The 21,061-nt window shown below is 69.7% G+C and carries 10 protein-coding genes; 6 read left to right on the top strand and 4 right to left on the bottom strand.

Annotation, left to right across the window (positions count from 1 at the left end):
* Positions 1-177: 177 nt before the first annotated feature.
* The 3 genes from ACWPXK_RS13635 (at position 178) to ACWPXK_RS13625 (ending at position 15,703) form a co-directional block, all read left to right on the top strand.
* Entirely contained in the window at positions 178-13,842 is a 13,665-nt protein-coding gene (locus tag ACWPXK_RS13635) for an amino acid adenylation domain-containing protein (RefSeq protein ID WP_454196482.1), read from the top strand.
* On the top strand, positions 13,839-14,831 hold the full coding sequence (locus ACWPXK_RS13630; protein ID WP_454196481.1) for an ATP-binding cassette domain-containing protein: 993 nt from the start codon (positions 13,839-13,841) through the stop codon (positions 14,829-14,831). Before ACWPXK_RS13635 ends, ACWPXK_RS13630 begins: the two co-directional genes overlap by 4 nt.
* Before the next feature lie 89 nt (positions 14,832-14,920).
* A complete protein-coding gene (locus ACWPXK_RS13625; RefSeq protein ID WP_454197029.1) occupies positions 14,921-15,703 on the top strand; it encodes an ABC transporter permease in 783 nt (260 codons plus the stop codon).
* Positions 15,704-15,778: 75 nt separating this feature from the next.
* On the opposite strand, the gene ACWPXK_RS13620 is transcribed toward ACWPXK_RS13625, so the two are convergent.
* Positions 15,779-16,114 (bottom strand): RNA polymerase-binding protein RbpA, encoded by a 336-nt coding sequence (locus tag ACWPXK_RS13620; RefSeq protein ID WP_040779429.1) that lies wholly within the window; start codon positions 16,112-16,114, stop codon positions 15,779-15,781.
* 248 nt (positions 16,115-16,362) lie between these two features.
* Between ACWPXK_RS13620 and ACWPXK_RS13615 the strand changes: the two genes are divergently transcribed.
* Positions 16,363-16,689 (top strand): hypothetical protein, encoded by a 327-nt coding sequence (locus tag ACWPXK_RS13615; protein ID WP_364321893.1) that lies wholly within the window; start codon positions 16,363-16,365, stop codon positions 16,687-16,689.
* Here ACWPXK_RS13615 and ACWPXK_RS13610 read toward each other — a convergent pair.
* A complete protein-coding gene (locus tag ACWPXK_RS13610) occupies positions 16,661-17,629 on the bottom strand; it encodes a hypothetical protein (protein ID WP_454196480.1) in 969 nt (322 codons plus the stop codon). The two genes, ACWPXK_RS13615 and ACWPXK_RS13610, sit on opposite strands and share 29 nt — an antisense overlap.
* A 334-nt stretch (positions 17,630-17,963) precedes the next feature.
* Positions 17,964-18,677 carry a M23 family metallopeptidase gene (locus tag ACWPXK_RS13605; protein WP_454196479.1) on the bottom strand — a complete coding sequence of 238 codons (714 nt, stop codon included), beginning with the start codon at positions 18,675-18,677 and terminating at the stop codon, positions 17,964-17,966.
* 183 nt (positions 18,678-18,860) lie between these two features.
* Between ACWPXK_RS13605 and ACWPXK_RS13600 the strand changes: the two genes are divergently transcribed.
* Positions 18,861-19,178 (top strand): ArsR/SmtB family transcription factor, encoded by a 318-nt coding sequence (locus ACWPXK_RS13600; RefSeq protein ID WP_454196478.1) that lies wholly within the window; start codon positions 18,861-18,863, stop codon positions 19,176-19,178.
* A 50-nt stretch (positions 19,179-19,228) separates the two neighbouring features.
* On the opposite strand, the gene ACWPXK_RS13595 is transcribed toward ACWPXK_RS13600, so the two are convergent.
* Complete coding sequence (locus ACWPXK_RS13595; protein WP_454196477.1) at positions 19,229-20,215, bottom strand: glycosyltransferase family 9 protein; 987 nt, start codon at positions 20,213-20,215, stop codon at positions 19,229-19,231.
* Between the two features lie 213 nt (positions 20,216-20,428).
* On the opposite strand from ACWPXK_RS13595, the gene ACWPXK_RS13590 reads away from it, so the two are divergent.
* Positions 20,429-21,013: an HdeD family acid-resistance protein gene (locus ACWPXK_RS13590; protein ID WP_454196476.1), complete on the top strand. Its 585-nt coding sequence runs from the start codon at positions 20,429-20,431 to the stop codon at positions 21,011-21,013.
* Positions 21,014-21,061 lie beyond the last annotated feature (48 nt).

The raw sequence follows: 21,061 nt of genomic DNA, 5'->3' as shown, positions 1-21,061 counted from the left end.
CAACCAAAATGGCCTTCTGCCAAGGGCGTTGGATGTGAAACAAATCCAAAACGCTGGCAATCCGGCTGATGTGATGCTCCGAATCATAGGGCGTGGATCACGTCCCGGCTTGCGCGCGTGCGCTTGCTGTGATGGTGCTCGGGGAGTTGCGTCAACAGCGGCAGAACGGAGTGATTGATGAGTTCATTGGCCACGGATCGCGTCGACCAATGTTCATCCGGCGAATTTTCGGCACAACCGTTTGCTCTGTCACCCGCACAGACGGCACTCTGGTACGCGCAGCGCATCCGTCCCGACGTACCGCTGACAATTTCGCAGTACGTCGAGATCCACGGTGATCTGGACGAGGGGCGGCTGCTGTACGCGATCGAGCGGTTCGGCGCCGAGACCCAGGTCGGCCAGGTCCGCTTGGTGGAGATCGACGGCAGTCCGTACCAGCTCGTCGATCCGGTACACCGGCCCGGCTGGGCCCGCATCGACCTGCGCTCGGAGGCCGATCCGCACGCGGCGGCGCTGCGCTGGATGCACGAGCACACGAACTCGCCGATCGATCTGGAGCGCGACCCGCTGACCTCCAACGCGGTGCTGCGGATCGGGGAGTCCGACTACATCTGGTATTCGTGCGCCCACCACATCGCCATCGACGGCTACGGCGCGATGAACGCGCTCACCCGGACGGCGGAGATCTACACGGCGTTGGAGAACCAGACCGAGCCGATTGCCTCGCGTGCGAACCCCCTGGCCGAGATCTACGCCGACGAGGCGCGCTACCACAGTTCCAGCCGATTCCACAACGATCGCGAGTACTGGCTCGAGCAGCTGTCCGGGGTCGGCGAGCCGGTGACCCTCGGTGGCGCTCGGCTCACCGCCGCCACGCACGACGCGGGCCGCAGACTCGCGACCGCCGTCCTCGACGACGAGCGCCACGCCGCGCTGCAAGCGGCGACCACCACGTCCGACACCACCGACGCCGCGATGTTCGTCGCGGCGCTGGCGGCCTATGTGCGGTCGGTGACCGGCAACCGCGACGTGGTCTTGAGCCTGCCGGTCTCGGCGCGCACCACGGTGTCGTTGCGCCGCTCGGCGGGCGTGGTGTCCAACGTCGTGCCGATCCGGTTGCGGATGGACGACTCCACCACGGTCGCCGACCTGGTGAAAGCGGCCGAACTGCAGATCACCGGCGCCCTGCGCCATCAGCGCTACCGTCACGAGGACATCCGGCGCGACAGCGGCTACTCCCGCGACGCGCGCGGGTTCTTCGGACCGATGGTCAACCTCATGCTGTTCCACAACGAGCTGCGGTTCGGCAACCTGGTCGGGTCGATCCACGTGCTGGCCACCGGTCCGGTCGAGGATCTGTCGGTCAACGTCTACAACGGAGCCGGCGACCGCCTCCGTATCGACTTCGAAGCCAATCCCCGGCTCTACAGTGACGCCGAGGTCAGCGTGCATCACGCGCGCTACCTGGACTTCTTCGGCCGGTTCCTGGAGGCCGATCCGCAGACACCCGCCGAATCGCTCGTCGCGATCACCGACATCGAGCGGGAACAGGTCCTGCGTGCGTGGAACGCCACCGAGACGCCCCGGCAGGACGGCACCCTCGCGAGCCTGTTCGCCGAGCGCGCCGCGACCGACCCGGACGCGATCGCGCTCGAATTCGGCGACGAGGCGCTGACCTACGCCGAACTGGACGCGCGCGCCAACCGCCTGGCCCGGCTGCTCATCGCCCGGGGCGCCGGTCCGGATACCACGGTCGCGTTGTGCCTGCGTCGCAGCGTCGACCTGGTCATCGGCATGTACGCGATCGTCCAGGCGGGCGCGGCGTACCTGCCGCTGGACCCGGAGCATCCGGCCGAGCGGATCGGGCAGATCCTGCGTCACGCCGAACCGCTGTGCGTGCTCACCGCGGCCCGCGACGAGCTGGACCTGCCGCAGGTCGCGCCGAGGCTGGACATCGACACCGTCCGGGTATCCGGTTTCGACGACGCGCCGATCACCGACGCCGACCGCCGCGGCGAACTGCGCCCCGATCACCTCGCGTACGTGATCTTCACCTCCGGCTCGACCGGAAAGCCCAAGGGCGTCGGCGTCACGCACGCCGCGATCGTCAACCGCCTGCGCTGGATGCAGCACGAATACCCGCTCGACCGCACCGACGCGGTGCTGCAGAAGACACCCGCGACCTTCGATGTCTCGGTGTGGGAGTTCTTCTGGCCCTTGCAGATCGGCGCGCGCCTGGTCGTCGCCGCACCCGACGGCCACCGCGACCCGGCCTACCTCGCCCGCGTCATCGCGGAAAAAGGCATCACCACAGCACATTTCGTACCGTCGATGCTTTCGGTGTTCGTCACCGAGGCCGACCTGAGCGGCTGCACCGGCCTGCGCAGGGTGTTCTGCAGCGGCGAGGCCTTACCCGCCGCCGCCGTCCGCGAGTTCTACGCGGCATTACCGACCTGCGAGCTGCACAACCTGTACGGCCCCACCGAAGCCGCCGTTGACGTCACCTACTGGCCTTGCGCACCGGACGCGAGCGGCGTGCCGATCGGCTCGCCGGTGTGGAACACCCAGACCTACGTGCTGGATTCGCGGCTGCAACCGGTCCCGCCCGGCGCGGTCGGCGAACTGTATCTCGCCGGTGTTCAATTGGCCCGCGGTTACCTTCGACAGCCCCGCCTGACCGCCGACCGGTTCGTGGCCAACCCGTTCACGCCCGGCGCGCGGATGTATCGCACCGGTGACCTGGCGCGCTGGCAGGTCGGCCGCTCCGGCGGCCAACCGGGCGTGCTGGAATACCTGGGCCGCAGCGATTTCCAGGTCAAGATCCGCGGCTTGCGCATCGAACTCGGGGAGATCGAGGCCGCGCTGCTGGACGACCCGGCCGTCGCCCGAGCGGTCTGCGTGGCGCATGCCGGGCGCACCGGCGACGAGCTGATCGCCTACGTCGTCGCGGCCAAGCACGCGGACGGCGATGTACGCCTGGACACCGCCGCGCTGCTGACCGCCCTGCGGCGCACGCTGCCCGGGTACATGGTGCCCTCCGCGCTGATGCAGCTCGACGAGCTGCCGCTGAACGCCAACGGCAAGATCGATCGCAAAGCGTTGCCCGCACCCGCGGTCGGCACCCGCACCATCCGGCCGGTGGCCGAGCCGCGCACCGAGGTGGAGCGGGTGCTCGCCGGCATCTTCACGGAGGTCTTGGACACCGAGATCGGCGTCGAGGACAGCTTTTTCGAGATGGGCGGCAACTCGCTCATCGCCGCGCGTGCGGTGGCCAGGATCAACGCCGCACTCGGCACCGCGCTGACCATTCGCGATCTGTTCGAGGCCTCGACCATCGCGGCGCTCACCCAGCGTTTCGCCATGCAGACCTCCGACGCGTCGTCGCCGCGGTTGACGCCCGCCGAGCGGCCGGACCGGATCCCGCTGTCCCAGGCACAGCAGCGCTTGTGGATCCTCAACCGGTTCTCCGAGCACGCCGCCGCCTATAACATGCCGCTGGCCGTCGAGCTCGACGGTCCGCTGGACGTGGCGGCGCTGCGCGCCGGTCTGGTCGATGTCATCGAACGGCACGAGAGCCTGCGCACCACCTTCCCGGACTCACCGGAGGGGCCCTACCAGCTGATCCACCCGGCCGACGCGATTCCGCTGATGCTCGACCCGATCGAGGCCGCGGGCGCCGACGTGGCGGCGCTGGCCACCGAATACGCCGGATACGGATTCGACCTGCGCAGTCAGGCACCGATCCGGGTCGCGCTGTACCGCACCGGACCGCAGCAGCACGTGTTCCTCATCGTGCTGCACCACATCTGCGGCGACGGCTGGTCCATCGCGCCACTGGCCCGTGACCTGATGACCGCGGTGTCCGCGCGCGCCAAGGGCGCCGCGCCGCAGTGGACGAATCTGCCGGTGCAGTACGCCGACTTCGCGCTCTGGCAGCGTGAACTGCTCGGCGAGGAGTCGGATCCGGCCAGCGCGCTCAGTCGTCAGCTGACGCATTGGCGCTCGGCGCTGGCCGGGCTGCCCGACCAACTCGACCTACCGCTGGACCGGCCGCGCCCGCTGCGCAGGTCCACGGTGGGCGGCCGGGTCGAGTTCACCATCCCGGCCGAGATCCGCCGCGCCGCGGTGGAATTGGCGGCCAGCCGGGGCGTGAGCATGTTCATGGTGCTGCACGCGGCCCTGGCCACGTTGCTGTCGCGGCTGTGCGCGAGCGGGGACATCGCGATCGGTACGCCCATCGCGGGCCGTTCGGACCCGGCACTGGACGATCTGGTCGGCATGTTCGTCAACACGCTCGTGCTGCGCACCGAGGTCGATCCGGCCGCGGGCTTCGACCGGATGCTGGACGTGGTTCGCGAGGCCGACCTCAACGCCTTCGCCAACGCCGACGTGCCGTTCGAGCGGCTGGTCGAGGTGGTCAACCCCGAGCGCTCGCCATCCCGCCACCCGCTGTTCCAGGTGATGCTGTCCTACGATCACGCGCCGGATCTGCGCATCGACCTGCCCGGTGTGCGAGCCAGGGTGCTGCCGATCGCCACGGACGTCGCGAAGTTCGACTTGCAACTGGTCGTGCACGACGATACCGGCGATGGGCCACTTTCGGCCGAATTCGGTTATGCCACTGATCTTTTCGACCAGAGCACGGTGCGGTCGTTCGCCCGCCGGTTCGTCGCGGTGCTGAGCGGGGGTGTGGCCGCGCCCGAGCTCGCGGTGGGTGACCTGCCCATCCTGGACCGCAGGGAAACCGAGAACCTGGTGCCCCTCGGCGGCGCACCGGCCGAGGCGCCGATCACCCTGGCCACCTTGCTCACCGGCACCGCCATGCGGCTGCCGGACGCGGTGGCGGTGCGCTACCTGGGCGCCGACACCACCTACCGGGAACTCGACGAGCGGTCGAACACCCTGGCTCGCGCCCTCATCGAACACGGCGCCGGTCCCGAGACGGTCGTCGCGATCGCACTGCCACGCGGCCTGGACGCGATCACCGCGGTGTGGGCCGTCGCCAAGACCGGTGCCGCCTATGTGCCGATCGACCCGAGCTACCCCGGTGAGCGGATCGCGCACATGATCGGTGACTCCGGTGCCATGGTCGGCCTGACCGACTCCGCGAGCCTGACCGCCATGCCCGCCTGGCCGGAGCCGCAGGGCAGGCACCGTAAGTCCCAGGTCGACTGGCTGGTGCTCGGCTCCGACGAGTTGGCGGCCGAACTCGCCGGCTATCCGGCGTATCCGATCACCGACGCCGATCGGCACCAGCCGATGCGGGTGAGCCAACCCGCCTACCTCATCTACACCTCCGGTTCCACCGGCACGCCCAAGGCGGTCGTCGTCACGCACGCGGGCATCGCCTCCCTCGCCGCCGAGCAGACCTATCTGTTCGGCCTCTCGGATTCAGCGCGCACGCTGCATTTCTCCTCGCCCAGCTTCGACGCGTCGGTACTGGAGATGCTGCTCGGCTTCGCGGCGGGCGCCACCATGGTGATCGCCCCCGCTGGCATGTACGGCGGTGCCGAACTGGCCACGCTACTGCGCGAGGAACGGGTGACGCACGCGTTCGTGACGCCTGCCGCGCTGGCCACCGTGCCGAACGAGGGACTCGACGACCTCCAGGCGGTCATCGTCGGCGGTGACGCCTGCTCCGAGGAACTGGTCGAGACCTGGACCGCCGGGCATCGCATGCACAACATGTACGGCCCGTCGGAGGCCACCGTCGCCGCGACCGCGTCCGGGCCGATGGTCCCGGGCCGCCCGGTGCCGCTCGGCATGCCGGTGCGCGGCATGCGGCTGTTCGTGCTGGACAACCGCTTGCATCCGGTGCCGCCGGGCACGCCGGGCGAACTGTACGTGTCCGGCCCCGGTGTGGCCCGCGGTTACCTCGGCCGCTTCGGTCTGACCGCGCAACGGTTCGTGGCCAACCCGCACGGCAGGCGCGGCGAGCGCATGTACCGCACCGGCGATCTGGTGGTCGTGGAGCGGTCGGGGCAGCTGCGCTTCCTCGGACGCGCCGACGACCAGATCAAGATCCGGGGTTTCCGCATCGAATTGCGCGAGGTCGACCACGTGCTGCGCATGCATCCCGGCGTCCGCTTCGCGCTGACCGTGGTGCACACCGACGCGCACGGCCAGGTGCGGCTCGCCTCCTATGTGACGGCCGACCGGCCGGTCGAGCCGAAGGCCGTTCTGGAGACCGCGCGCCAGCGGTTACCCGGCTACATGGTGCCCGCGTCGATCGCCGTGCTGGACGAGGTTCCGGTCACGCCGGCGGGCAAACTGGACCGGAAGGCGTTGCCGGAGCCGGTGTTCGCGGCCTCCGGCACCTCTCGTGCGCCGAGCTCCGAGCTGGAGTTGCAGGTCGCGGGCGTGTTCGGCGATATCCTCGGCCGCCCGGTCACCGGGGCCGAGGACAGCTTCTTCGATCTCGGCGGCAATTCACTGCTGGCCACCAGGCTGGCCGCCGCGATCCACGCGAAGTTCGGCGTGGAGCTGCCGGTGCGGTCGATCTTCGAGATGCCCACCGTCGCCGGGGTCGCCGTGCAGCTGGCCGCGGCGCCCCGGACGCAGCGGCCGGCGCTGGCGGTGCAGACGCCGCGTCCGGGACGTATCCCATTGTCGCTGCCGCAGCAGCGGTTGTGGTTCCTCAACAGATATGCGCCCGAATCGAGCGCGTACAACATCGCTTTCGTGATCCGCATCGCCGGTGAGCTGGACGTGCCTGCCTTGCAGGCCGCTGTCGCCGATCTGGTGCGGCGACACGAAGTGCTGCGAACCGTCTTCCCGGAGGATGCCGACGGCGCCCAGCAGGTGGTGCTGCCGGTCGAGCGTGCGGTGCCGGACGTGGTGGCGACCGACATCGACGATTCCGGGGCCAAGGCCGCGCTGGAAGCCTTGGCGCACACCGGTTTCGACCTCACCAGGCAGACGCCGGTGCGTCTGTCGCTGCTGCGCACCTCGCCGGAGCGCTATCTGCTCGGCATCGTGCTGCACCACATCGCCGCGGACGGTTGGTCGCTCGGTCCGCTGACGAAGGACCTCGCGACCGCGTATGCGGCACGGCACGAGGGTAATTCGCCGTCCTGGGCTCCGCTTCCGGTGCAGTACGCCGACTTCGGGCTCTGGCAGCGCGCGTGCCTCGGCGCGGAAGACGACCCGGCCAGTGTGGCGAGCACCCAGTTGGAGTACTGGCGGACCGCGCTGGCGGACATTCCCGACCAACTGCCGCTGCCCTACGACCGGCCGCGCCCCAAGGAGCCGACCCAGCGGGCCGGAACCGTGCGTTTCACCGTGCCGGAGCCGGTGCAGCACAGGCTTTCCGAGATCGCCCGCGACCAGGGCGTGAGCAAGTTCATGGTGCTGCGTTCGGCCTTCGCGGTGCTGCTGCGTTGCGTCACCGGCGGCCGCGACATCGTGATCGGCACACCGGTGGCGGGCCGAACCGACACCAAGCTCGACGAGTTGGTCGGCATGTTCGTGAACACGCTGGTGCTGCGCTCCGACGTGGACCCGGACCGTGGCTTCGCCGACTTGCTGCGTGCCGACCGCGACACCGAGCTGGCCGCGATGGCGCACGCCGACATCCCGTTCGAGCGCATCGTGGAGGAACTCGGCCGCGAGGCCCGCTCGTCGGGCCGGCCCCCGCTGTTCCAGGTGGCGCTGAGCGTGCAGGACGGCCCCGTGCCGACGCTGGAGCTGCCCGGCCTCGCTCTGCGCGCGGAGCCCTTGGATATCGCGCTGGCGAAATTCGATCTGGAGCTGCGGGTCGCGAACATCGGTTTCGACACCGGAGCGCACCTCGGCGATCCGGGCAGCTTCGAATTCGTCTACGCCGCTGAGCTTTTCGATGAGACGACGATCGAGACGCTGGCCGACCGGTTCCTGCGAGTGCTCGCCGCCGTCGCAGCCGAACCACACGTGCTGGTGCGCGACATCGACGCGCGCACCGAACACGAGCGCCGCACGCTCGTCCCCGCGAAGGGCGGGCCGATTGCCCCGCCGTGCACGCTGGACGACTACTTCACCGCCACCGCGCGCCGGTATCCGGACCACCCGGCCCTGCGCTCGGGTGCCACGACGCTGACATACGCCGAGGTCGATCAGCGCTCGAACCGTTTGGCGCGCGCGCTGATCGCGCGCGGGCTCGGGACGGAGGACCGAGTCGCGCTCGGCCTCACCCGGTCGATCGACTCGGTCGTCGCCATGCTCGCCGTGACCAAGTCCGGCGCCGCGTTCGTGCCGGTCGACCCGAAGTACCCGGCCGATCGCCTTCGGCACATGCTCAGCGACTCCGGCTGCTCGATCGGCATCACGGCCGCGGAGCACGCCGAGCGCCTGCGGGCGAGTTCCCCCGCGGAGGTGGACACCGAGTGGCTGCTGCTGGACGGCCCCGAATTCGTCGACGAAGTGGGCGGACACGACGCAGCGCCGATCGGCGACTCGGACCGGGTGCGCGCCACCCACGTGTCCGACCTCGCGTACGTGATCTACACCTCCGGATCGACCGGCGTCCCCAAGGGAGTCGCGGTCACCCACGCCGGTCTGTCCAACTTCGCCGACGAAATCCGCGACCGCATAGGCGTCGATGAGCACTCGTGCACGCTGCACTTCTCCACACCGAGCTTCGACGCGGCGGTGTTCGACCTGTTGCTGGCGGTGGGTTCCGGTGCGGCCATGGTGGTCTGCCCGCCGGACATCTACGGCGGCGACGAGCTGGCCGCACTGCTGGAACGTGAGCGGGTCACCCACACCTTCATGACCACCGCGGCCCTGGCCACCATCGATCACGAGCACTGGTCGCTGCCGCATCTGCGTTCGCTGATGATCGGCGGCGAGGCGTTGCCGCCGGAGCTGGTGACCAGGTGGGCGCCCGGCCGCAACCTCTACAACGTGTACGGGCCCACCGAGACCACGATCGTCGTGACTGCGTCGAGCCCGATGGTGATCGGCGAGCCGATCACCATCGGCACCCTGGTGCGGGGTGCCAGGGCGTTGGTGCTCGACGAGCGGTTGCGCCCGGTGCCGGTCGGCGTGCCGGGCGAGCTGTACCTCGGCGGCCTGGGCGTGGCACGCGGATACCTCGACCGATTCGGGCTCACCGCGGCGCGTTTCGTGGCCGACCCGTACGGCCCCGCCGGCGCCAGGATGTACCGAACCGGTGACGTCGTGCGCTGGAACGCGGCCGGCGAGGTGGTCTACCTGGGCCGCAGCGATCACCAGGTGAAGGTGCGCGGGTTCCGCATCGAACTCGGCGAGATCACCGTCGCACTCTTCGACCATCCGGCGGTCCGGTTCGCGCACACCGAGGTACGCCGCATCGCGGACGCCGACCGGATCGTCGCGTACATCCAGCCCGCCGACCGGAAAGCCGGCGTCGACGTCGGGGCGGTGCGCGCCGCCCTCGCGCGGCGCTTGCCCGCGCACATGGTGCCCGCGAGCATCACCGTGCTGGACACCATCCCGCTGACGCCGGTCGGCAAGCTGGACACCAAGGCGCTGCCGGAACCGCGGCACGTCACCGATGCCGCGGGCCGCGAGCCACGGACCGAGGCCGAGTGCCTGGTCGCCGGGGTCATGGGCGAGCTGGTCGGCGTGCCCGGTGTGGGTGCCGAGGACAGCTTCTTCGACATCGGCGGAAATTCGCTGCTGGCAACGCAGCTCGTCGCCCGGCTGGCCGCCGCGACGAACGTGCGGCTCGCCGTGCGCACCGTCTTCGCCACGCCGACGGTCGCCGCTCTCGCCGAACTACTGGACGCGGGCGCCCACTCCGACGAGGGACGTCCCGCGCTGGTGCGCCGGAGTCGTCCGGAGCGGATCCCGCTGTCGGCCGCACAGCGGCGGCTGTGGTTCCTCAACCGATTCAACGCCGGCGGCGCCTCCGCCGCGGATCGGTCCGCAGGCGCGTACAACATCCCGCTCGTCTTGCGCATGACCGGCCGTCTGAACGTCGACGCGCTCGTCTCCGCGCTGCACGCGGTGCAGGCCAGGCACGAAACGTTGCGCACGGTGTTCCCGGAGATCGACGGCGCACCCGTCCAGGCCGTCCTCGATCCGGACGAGGCGGCGATCTCGCTGTACCGCGCGACGGTGCCGCCCGACCAGGTCGAGGCCGCCGTACGCCGTTTCGCCGCACCGGGATTCGACCTCGCCACCACCGTCCCGATCCGCGCGGCGCTGCTCTCGGTGTCGACCGGCGTCGCCGGCGTATCCGAGGAGCACGTTCTGGTGCTGGTCGTGCACCACATCGCGATGGACGGCTGGTCGCTCGAACCGATGGCCGCCGACGTCGCCGTCGCCTACCGCGCGGCCTGCGCGGGCATCGCGCCCGACTGGCCCGAGCCCGAGGTGCAATACGCCGATTACACCCTGTGGCAGCAGGACCTGCTCGGCACCGAGGACGACCCGGACTCGCTGGTGAGCAGGCAGCTCGACTATTGGCGGCGCACCCTGGACGGCATCCCCGAGTTGCTGACCGTCCCGGCCGACCGTCCGCGCCCACCCGCGCCGTCCTACCGGGGCGACACCGTCGAGTGCACGGTGGACGCGGTCACCCACCGCGAACTGCAGACGATCGCGAGCAGCAACAATGTCAGCCTCTTCATGGTGCTGCACGCCGCGCTCGCGGTCCTGCTGCACCGGATGACCGCCACCGACGACATCACGATCGGCTCGCCGATCGCGGGCCGCGGTCATCCCGCGTTGGACCGGATGGTCGGCATGTTCGTCAACACGCTGGTGTTGCGCACGCGGATCGACCCGAACGCGCGGTTCACCGATCTGCTGCACACCGTGCGCGAAACCGACCTGGACGCCTTCGCCCACGCGGAGCTGCCGTTCGAGCGCCTCGTGGAGGTGCTCAACCCGGCCAGGTCCCAGTCGCACCACCCGATGTTCCAGGTGATGCTGTCGGTCCGCAACGAGCCGGTGGTCGGGCTCGAGCTGCCGCAGCTGCGGATCGAGGCGGCCGACTCCGACACCGGAGTCGCCAAGTTCGACCTCCAGTTCACGCTGACCGAAGCGCAGACCGCGCACCGCGATCCGGCCGGTATCAGCGTCGCGGTGAACTACGCGAAGGATCTGTTCGACGAACCGACCGCGCGGCGCCTCGGCAAGCGGCTGACCCGGCTGCTCGCGGCCATCGCCGCCAGCCCGACCACCGCGGTCGGCGATCTGGAACTTCTCGATCCCGCCGAGTGGTCGGGACTGGCTCCGGTGCGCGGTGCGAAGCCGGACCGGCCGGTCACCTTGCCCGAGGTGTTCGAGCAGGCGGCCGACGTCGACCGCGCGGCGGTCGCTCTGGTCTCCGAGGGCACCGAGGTGACCTACGGTGCGCTGGACCGCTGGACCAACCGGCTGGCGCGGGTGCTCATCCGGCGCGGCGTAGGCCCGGAAACGCTGGTGGCCCTGGGTATTCCGCGGTCGGTCGAGTCGGTGGCCACGGTGCTCGCGGTGGCCAAGACCGGGGCGGCGTTCGTGCCGGTCGACCCGCTGTACCCACACCAGCGCATCGCGCACATGCTGTCGGATTCCGGTGCGGCGCTGGGCATCACGCTGTCGGACTACCGCGGTGAGCTGCCCGCGGGCACGGAATGGATCGTGCTGGACGACCCGCAGTTCCGCGGGCTGGTGCTCGATGCGCCGGACGCGCCGATCGATGACGCCGAACGCCCCGCGCCGCTGCGGATCGACAACCCGGCGTACGTGGTCTACACCTCCGGTTCGACCGGCACGCCGAAGGGCGTCGTGGTCACCCACGGCGGGTTGTCGAACTTCGCCGCCGAGACCGCGCAGCGGTTCGATGTCGAGCCGGGCTGCCGCGTGCTGCACTTCGCCACGCCGAGCTTCGACGCCGCGATGCTCGATCTGCTGCTGGCTCTCGGCGGCGCGGCGACCCTGGTGATCACGCCCCCGGGCGTGGTCGGCGGCGACGATCTGCGGCGGCTGCTCATCCAGGAGCGAATCACGCACGCGTTCATCACCACCTCGGCCCTCGGCACGGTCGACCCCACCGGGATCACCGGGTTCCAGCACGTGCTGGTCGGAGGCGAGGCGTTGCCGCCGGATCTGGTGACCAGGTGGGCGCCCGGCCGCAACCTCTACAACGTGTACGGCCCCACCGAGACCACCATCGTCACGGTGATCTCGCAGCCGATGGAGCCGGGCGGGCCGATCACCATCGGCGGGCCCATCCGCGGCGTCAACGCGACCATCCTCGACGCGCGCCTGCATCCCGCACCCGTCGGGGTCACCGGTGAATTGCACCTTTCGGGAGACGCGCTGGCGCGCGGTTACCTGAACCGGCCGGGCCTGACCGCGCAGCGGTTCGTCGCGAATCCGTTCGGGAAGCCAGGGGAGCGGATGTACCGGACCGGTGACCTGGTGCGGTGGTGGACCGGATCGAGGAACGACGGGCCCGCGGCGGATTCGGCGCAGGAGATCGAGTACGTCGGCCGCACCGATCACCAGGTGAAGATCCGCGGCTTCCGTATCGAGCTCGGCGAGATCGACGCCGCGCTCGCGCGCCACGGCGCGGTGGCGTTCTCCACCACCATCGGGCACCGCACCCCGGCGGGCGCGACAGCACTGGTGTCGTATGTGAAGCCGCGTGACGGCGTAACGCTCACTCCGGCCGAGCTGACCGAGCATCTTGCCGGGCAGGTGCCGAATTACATGGTCCCGCAGTCGATCATGCTGCTCGACGAGGTACCGCTGAGCCCGGTGGGCAAACTGGATCGCGCGAAGCTGCCCGAGCCGGTCTTCACCGCCACCAAGGGCTACCGCGCACCGTCCACCCCGACGGAGGCGGCGCTGTGCGCGGCCTTCGCCGCGGTGCTCGGCGTGGCGTCGGTCGGCGCGGACGACGGGTTCTTCGAACTCGGCGGCAACTCGCTGCTGGCCACGAAAGTGGTTGCGCACGTCCGGGAAACGGGCATCGACCTGCCGGTGCAGCTGATGTTCGGCGATGCGACCCCCGCGGCCATCGCCGCACGCCTCGACCACGCGGGCGCGACCTCGGGCGCCGCGATCGCCTCGGTGCTGGAGCCGGTGCTGCCGATCCGGCCGAGCACGGCGCCGGACCAGGCGCCCCTGTTCTGCGTCCACCCGGCGATCGGCTTGGCCTGGTGCTACTCGGGACTGCTCGCGCATCTGGCGCCGGACCGCCCGGTGTACGGGTTGCAGGCTCCGCACGTCGCCGGGGAGGAAGGCTACGAGTCGATCCCCGAGGCGGCGAGTCACTATGTGGACGCGATCAAGACGATCCAGCCCGAGGGCCCCTACCACCTGCTCGGCTGGTCGCTCGGCGGCTTGATCGCCCACGAGATGGCAGTGCAACTGCAGGAGGCCGGTGACGAGGTCGCGTTGCTGTCGATGATGGACAGCTACCGGCTGTCGGACGAGTTGCTCGAGCACGCGACTCCGAGCATCGCCGAGATCGTCGGCGAGCTCGGCAGCGATGAGCTCGGCGCGGAGATCGATCCGGAGATGAGCCTGCGCGACGCGGCCGAACTGCTGCGCGCCCGGTCCGGACCGTTCACGGCGCTGACCGTCGAGCATCTCGAGCGGCTCTACACCGGCTACCACGACGGTGCGGTGCAAGCGCACGGCTTCCAGCCCGGCGTCTTCGACGGCGACCTGGTGTTCTTCACCGCGGGCGACGACGAGATCAACCGGTCCGACCCGGACCGGCGGGCCGGCGCCTGGCATCCGTACGTCACCGGCGCCATCCACGATCACGAGCTGCGCTGCAAGCACTCGGCGATGACCACCCCGGAGGCACTGGCGGTGATCGGGCCGGTGTTGCGGACGTGGCTGGGCACGACGGAGCCGAGCGCCGGTGAGGTGACGTCGTGAGTTTCGCGGTGGAGGTGACCGGCCTGGTGAAGAACTATGGCCGGGTCCGGGTGCTGGACGAGATCGACCTACATATCCCCACCGGCACGGTGATGGGCCTGCTCGGACCGAACGGCGCGGGCAAGACGACGACCGTGCGGATCGTCACCACGCTGCTGAAGCCGTGCGCCGGATCGGTGCGGGTGGCGGGCATCGATGTGCTGCGCGATCCCGCCGCGGCGCGCAAACGGATCGGCCTGTCCGGCCAGTACGCCGCCGTCGACGCCAACCTCTCCGGCTACGAGAACTTGCGCATGGTCGCGCGGCTGTACGGGATGTCTCCGCGGCAGGCGTCCGCCAGGGCCGACGAGCTGCTCAGCGCGCTCGGGCTCGACTACGCCGCGCACCGCAGGGCGGGCACCTACTCCGGCGGCATGGCCCGTCGGCTCGACCTCGCCGGCGCGCTGGTCGCCCGGCCGGCCGTGGTGGTGCTGGACGAGCCGACCACCGGTCTGGACCCGCGCGGCAGGCTCGACATGTGGGGCGTCATCGGCGATCTCGTCGACGACGGCACCACGGTGCTGCTCACGACGCAATATCTGGAAGAGGCCGATCTGCTGGCCGACCGCATCACCGTCATCGACCACGGGCGGGTCATCGCGCGTGGCTCGGCCGACGAGCTGAAGACCTCCATCGGCGGCGACCGGCTCACCGTGACGCTGGCCGCCGGCCAGGACGCCGCGCCCGCGCTCGTGGTGCTGGCGCAGGTCGGGGTCGGCGAACCCGGTCACGAGGCCGGGACCGACCAGGTGTCGGTGGTGGTCGGCGACGGCTCGCGCACCATGGTGGAAGCGCTGCGCCGACTCGACGACGCGGGCGTCTGCGTGGTCGACGCGAACGTGCACCGGCCGAGTCTGGACGACGTCTTCCTTTCCCTCACCGGCAAACCGGGCGGCGCGCTCGTCGCGGACCCGGAAATCGACGACGTACAAGAGGAGATCATGTCGTGAGTACCGCAGTGGTCGGGGGAGCACCCCCGAAGGCGGAGCCGGAGACCGAAAAGGCAGGGCGGCATCGGGATTCGGGCCCACGGCTGCGGTTGTTCCGGGACAGCGCGATCGTCGCGCACCGCAACCTGCTGACCATCCTGCGCGTGCCGACGCTGCTGGTGACCGCCACGATCCAGCCGCTGATGTTCGTGTTCCTGTTCGCCTACATCTTCGGCGCCTCGCTCGGCGGCGGCCAGTACCGGGAATTCCTGTTGGCCGGCATCTTCACCCAAACGGTCGCGTTCAACGCCGCATTCACCACCGTCGGTCTGGCGGGGGATCTGCAGAAGGGCATCATCGACCGGATGCGGGCGCTGCCGATGTCGCGGCTGGCCGTGCTGATGGGCCGCACGCTGTCGGATCTGGTGGTCAACATCCTCAGCCTGGCCGTGATGGTCGGGTGTGGATACGTCGTCGGCTGGCGCATCCACGGCAGCGTCGCCGATGCCGCGCTGGCGTTCGCGGTGATCCTGTTGTTCGCGTTCGCGATGTCCTGGGTCGGCGCGCTGACGGGCCTGCTGTCGCCGACCGTCGAGGTGGCGCAGAGCGCCGGGCTGATCTGGCTGTTCCCGCTGACGTTCATCTCCTCGGCGTTCATCTCGGCCGAGACCCTGCCCGGCCCGCTGCGCACGATCGCGGAATGGAATCCGATCACCGCGGTGTCGGCGGCGGGACGCAAGTTGTTCGACAACGGCGCCCCGCCCACCTTCGTCCCACCCACCGGCTGGGCCGCCGAGCACTGCGTCGAATACGCGGTGGGCTGCTCGGTGGCGATCCTCATGGTGGCCGTGCCGCTGGCGCTGCTGCGTTACCGCAAGGTGGCGAGCCACTGACCGCGGCACGATGACCCGACAGCGAACGGCCGCCGCATCGTTCGATGCGGCGGCCGTTCGCTGTCGATGAGTTCCTCAGGCGCGGCGGCGCGTCTTGAGCAGTTCGAGGCGCTCCTTGAGCAGTTCCTCCAACTCCTCCTTACTGCGCCGTTCCAGCAGCATGTCCCAATGGGTGCGCGGCGGCTTGACCTTCTTGGTCTCCTGGCTGGTGCCCTCGATCAGCACGCCTTCCTGACCGTTGCGGCACAGCCAGGTCGGCGGGATCTCGGCGTCGTCGGCGAACGGTACGTCGAATTCCTCGCCGTTGTCGGTCCGGTACCGGGCGATCCGACGCGGAGCCAGGTCGTGGTCGCGATCGGTCTCGTAGCTCACCGCTCCGAGCCGACTGCCTCGGAGTACGCGATCTGCCATGGTGTGCCTCTCCCTGTGTGCTCGAGTCTTCGTGCGCTGTGCGCTGCGACCGTGTCCGCACGAGCGGGCACGCTCGCTGGACCTACTGTGCAACGATCGGGCCTGCGCCGATAGTTCCCGACGCGGCCGCGGTGAACCGTTCCATTGTAGTGCCACCGGCGCGCTGAGCTCGCCATGCCCGGCGCGGGTCGGTTCCCTCGGGGGTCGCTGAGCGGATCGGTGGCCGCGAGCTATTAGTGTTCTGCCTCATGTCGCGAGGCCGCTTGCTGTCCTGCCTGTGGTGCGGACGGGAGATCGTGGAGTCGGAGGCCGGACGTCGCCGCCGGTACTGCCGTCAGTCCTGTCGCCAACGCGCCTATGAACATCGCAACAGCTTGAAGGGGACCGGGATTCCCGACGATTCGGTGGTGCTCAGCGCCCAAGAGGCCGCCGATCTGGCCGACCGCTGGTTCGCCGCCCGCTGCGCCGCCGAGGACGTCGCCACGGCGATTGCCGAGGGTGCGACGCCCGAGGAGTTGACGGCGCTCGGCAAGACCCTGGTCGAGCTCACCCGCGACGCGGAACGGCTGCGCTGACCGATTCCGCGGCCGGTAGCCCGGCGCGGTGCCGCCGATAGACCGCGCCGAGCAGCGCCGCGACCGTCGCGGCCAGTCCGGCGGCCGCGGCCGCCGTGACGCCGTCCGGGTGGACCAGCGGCTGAGCGCGCATCGCCTGCCAGAAGACGAGGGCGAGCATGCCGGAGTAACCCGCCGCCAGCACGCCGACGACGGCCGCGCGGGCGCGTTCGGCGCGCAGCCAGCGGTAGCGCGGAGCAAACCGGGCCAGCGCGAACGAGACGAGCAACAGCACCTGGATGCCGTGCAGTCCGACGAAGTGCGGTACGCGCAGATCGCCGCCGACGGTGCTCCAGTGCGTGATGGGCATGCCCGCGAGTCCGTCGCGGGCAGCCGCCGAGCGGGCGGGGTCGTCCAGCACCGTATGCCCGGCTATCAGTTCGACCACCCGGCCATCGGTGTCGCGTACGAGCTGCTTGCCGGTGTATCCCATGACGTAGGCCATCGCCATACCGGCCACGGCGAGGCCGAGCCCCGCGTGGATAGCGCGTGCCGTCGGACGGTCCGCGACGCGCTGCCAGGACAGAATCAGCATGATCAACAGATTCGCGAAGAACAGGCCCGGCACGCCGGACATGAAGATGGTCTGGCCGATCCGGTTCACCAGGTCGGGGTCGGCGTTGTTGAAGTGACTGAATGTGCCACGGGCGGCCTGCACGGCGATGAAACCGACGTCGAGGACGCCGGTCACCGCGAACACCGTTCCGAGCCACCACGTGACGCGACTTCCCCTGTGCGGCAACGACAGCAGCCACGCCAGCGTCAGGCTGTAGAGCGCGAAGGCGACGCCGAATTTGAACGGCTTGAGCCACACCGACTCGCCGAGCAAGATGCGGTCGTCGGCGAGCATGCCGCCGCTCGAGACCACCGCCAGCGCCGCCATGACAGCCGCGGTTACCATGAGCGGCCGGTGCCACCGGGACGCGGCATGGATGTGGTCCGGCCTTCGGCCGCGACGTGGTCCAGCCAGGGGCATCGAGTCCTGTGACGCGGCGAAATATGTTCGGGGCATGGATCGAAACGTAGAAATCGTGGATCCCTGCGGGCGTCCCCCCATAGCGGTATTCGTGCCTGATACTCCGGTATCGAGGCGTTGCCGCTACAGCTACGGCGGAGCTGCCCGAGCGAATACGCCGCCGGGCCGCGAACGCGGCGTTGCGTTCGCGGCCCGGACGGGTGACGGCTGGGTCGCCGAGTCGGTTCGCGAGCCCCTCATTGTCTCGCGATGGGTCCGGTCAGCCCGGATTCCGCATGACGTCGATTCCGCGTGCGGCCAGCCAGGGCGCCGGATCGATCTTTTCGCCGCTGGGCAAGTGAACCTCGTAGTGCAGGTGCGGGCCGGTGGAATAGCCGCGGTTGCCGACGGTCGCGATGACGTCCCCGGCGCGGACCGGCTGGCCCACGGCGGCGAGGATGTCGTTGACGTGGCCGTAGACGCCCACAGTTCCGTCGTCCTGTTGCACCCGCACCCAGAGGCCGAAGCCGGAGGCGGGACCGGCCTCGATCACGACGCCGTCGGTGACCGCGGAGATCGGAGCGCCGAGCGGGTCGCCGAAGTCCAAGCCCGCGTGCATCTCGCCCCAGCGCGAGCCGAAGGTGGAGGTGAGTACACCGGCGACGGGCCGGACCGTCTTCGGGCGAGCGAATTCCTGCGCGATGTGGTTCAGGTCCCACGGCGCGGGGGCCGGAGCGGACTGCGGGGCAGGTGCTTCGTGCAGGGTGAAGGAGGCGAACCTGGCTTGGCCTTGGGCCGGAGCGATTTCGCCCGAGGCGATCTTTCCCGCGACGAGGCGGGCGGAGGCGTCGGTGTCCTGGTCCTGTTGCGCTGCGGCGAGGACGCCGACCGAGGCGGTGACGATCGCGGCGACGGCCGCGACGCGGGTGGCGGCGCGGTGGCGGCGGAACCGGGTCGCGCCGCGACGGATTGATAACGGGAAGGTCACGGGCATGAGACGAACGTAAGGGAGCCGGACCGACCTTCCGCAATCGTGTGGCAACTGTCACGGGTCGATAAACGCCCAGGTCGAGTATTACGAAGAGATAACAGGCCGCCGTTTTTGGTGCCACGAACTGGGGAAATGCTGCGGCCGCATGAGTTGACCAGCGAAACGCTGCGCGATCACACTATGTGAGTGGCGACTAATGGAGTTCGCGCGCTTACCGCGCTGGCGGACCCGACCCGTCGCGCGATTTTCGAGGCGTTGCCGCAGGCGCGTTCGGTCGGGGAACTCGCGGAGGAGGTCGGCGTGAGCAGCTCGGCGGTATCGCAGCATCTGCGCGTGCTGCGCGAGGCCCGGCTGGTCATGGTGCGCCCGGAAGGCAATCGCCGACTGTATTCCCTGGATCCGCGTGGTCTCGCCGATGCGCGCGACTACCTCGAACAGTTCTGGCCGAGCGCGATCGCCGCTTACTCCACCGCACTGCGCACCGCGGCGACGGAGACGGAGTGACCCAGCGCCAGCCATCCTCGTTGGGCGGGGGAGACGGCGGTCCCGTGTGGTCAGCCGACGCGGCGGTAGGCAGTCCCTCGACGGTCGGTGCTCGTGCCGGGCAAGGTGCGTTTGCTCAGCTGGTTGTCGACGGCATTGATCACCTCGGTGACGCCGATTCGCAGCAAGCCCGGGTCGGGACTGTCGGCGTCCGGGTCGCCGAGTTGACCTGCCCACAGCACGGCGTGCCTGCCCAGCAGGTGCGCCGGTGGGCCGCTCCATCGGGGTGGCGTGGGGCCGAAGAGCAGGACCGTGCGGGTGCCGAACGCGGTGGCAAGGTGTGCGACGCCGGTGTCCCCGCAGATTACGAGCGCGGCCTCAGCGATCGTTGCGGACAGTTCGATGAGGTTCTGTTCGCCGGCGAGGACCCTGCCGACCGGCAACCCCGCCCGCGCGGCGACGCTCAGTGCGAGTTCGCGTTCGTACGCGTCGCCGGTGATCACCACGTCGCGGCCGTGCACCAGCAGGTGCCGGACGACCGCGGCGAACCGGTCGGGCGGCCAGCGCCGGGCCGGTGCGCCCGCGCCGACGTGCACGACCACGCAGTCGCGGTGGCTCGTCGTCGCCACCGGTGGAACCAGTCCGAGGTTGCGGCGATCCGCCCTGATGCCGTCGTATTCGAGCAGATGGCACCAGCGGTCGACATCGTGCATGTCGGTTTGCCAGTCGGGGCCCGACAGCTCGGGGAACGCGGCGTTGCGATAGGTGAGGATGCGTCCGGGCTGTGTTCTGGCCAGCGTGACGATACTTTCGGCGCTCGGGCCGTGCAGGTTGACCGCCAGTTCGGGTGGCGGTGCGTCCCAGCGCAGGGTGCCCGGTTCGGCGGTCGGCACCAAGGCATCGACCGAGGTGATGAGGTCGACGATCGGCTTGAGCCGCTGCGGGGCCGCGAGGACGATCCGGTCGTGTGGCTTGGCCCGGCGCAGCGCACGTAAAGCCGGGACCGCGGTGAGTAGATCACCCAGTCCACGTGCCCGCAGCACGAGCAGAACCGCCACCCTCTTCTCCTAGCCCCGAGCCTCACCGAACCCCGACCCACCCGCTCCACCCCAGGGGCGTACACGAAGAGTCACTCAGGAATGACTACCCGACCGCTCGGGCGATAAACGTGCAGCCGCGAGCGTCGGCGCTTCGTGATCCCGGCTCCGCGCCACGGACACCCATCAGCAAATGTTCAGTAAACAGCGCGGAGTGGGCTATAGCATCACGGTATGACGACAAACAGCGTGCTAGAGGGTCCTCTGCAGTCTGTTGCCCGCCGGGCGTGGCAAACCGTCTTGGTCACCGGCATCCTCGCGGTGATCCTCGGCGTCCTCATCCTGGTCTGGCCGGATATCACGCTGCTGGCCGCGGGCATCATCTTCGGCGTGTACCTGGTGGTCACCGGCTTCATGCAGCTTTTGGCGGCCTTCGGCGCACCGGCGAGTACCGGTCTGCGGGTCATGTCCTTCATCGTCGGCGTGCTGTCCATCGTGATCGGCGTCTTCTGTTTCCGCGACGAACTGGCCTCGCTCCTGTTGCTCGGGCTGTGGATCGGTATCGGCTGGCTGTTTCGCGGTATCGCGTTGCTGATGGCCGCGATCTCCGAGCCCGCGTTGCCGGGACGCTGGTGGCAGGTGTTCTTCGGCCTATTGACCGCAATCGCCGGTGTCGTGCTGATCATCTGGCCGGTGCGGTCGGTGGCCACGCTGGCCGTCCTGGCGGGAGTGTGGCTGATCGTGCTCGGCGTCATGGAGATCGTCGTGGCCTTCGGGATTCGCAAAGATGCCAGGGCACTTCGCCCCGCGGCCGCCTGATACCGATCTCGCCGAGCCGGGAGCTACGCCTCGCCCGGCTTCGGGGTC

Source organism: Nocardia sp. Marseille-Q1738 (assembly GCF_965283145.1).
This window is presented reverse-complemented; position numbering and strand designations above follow the sequence as displayed.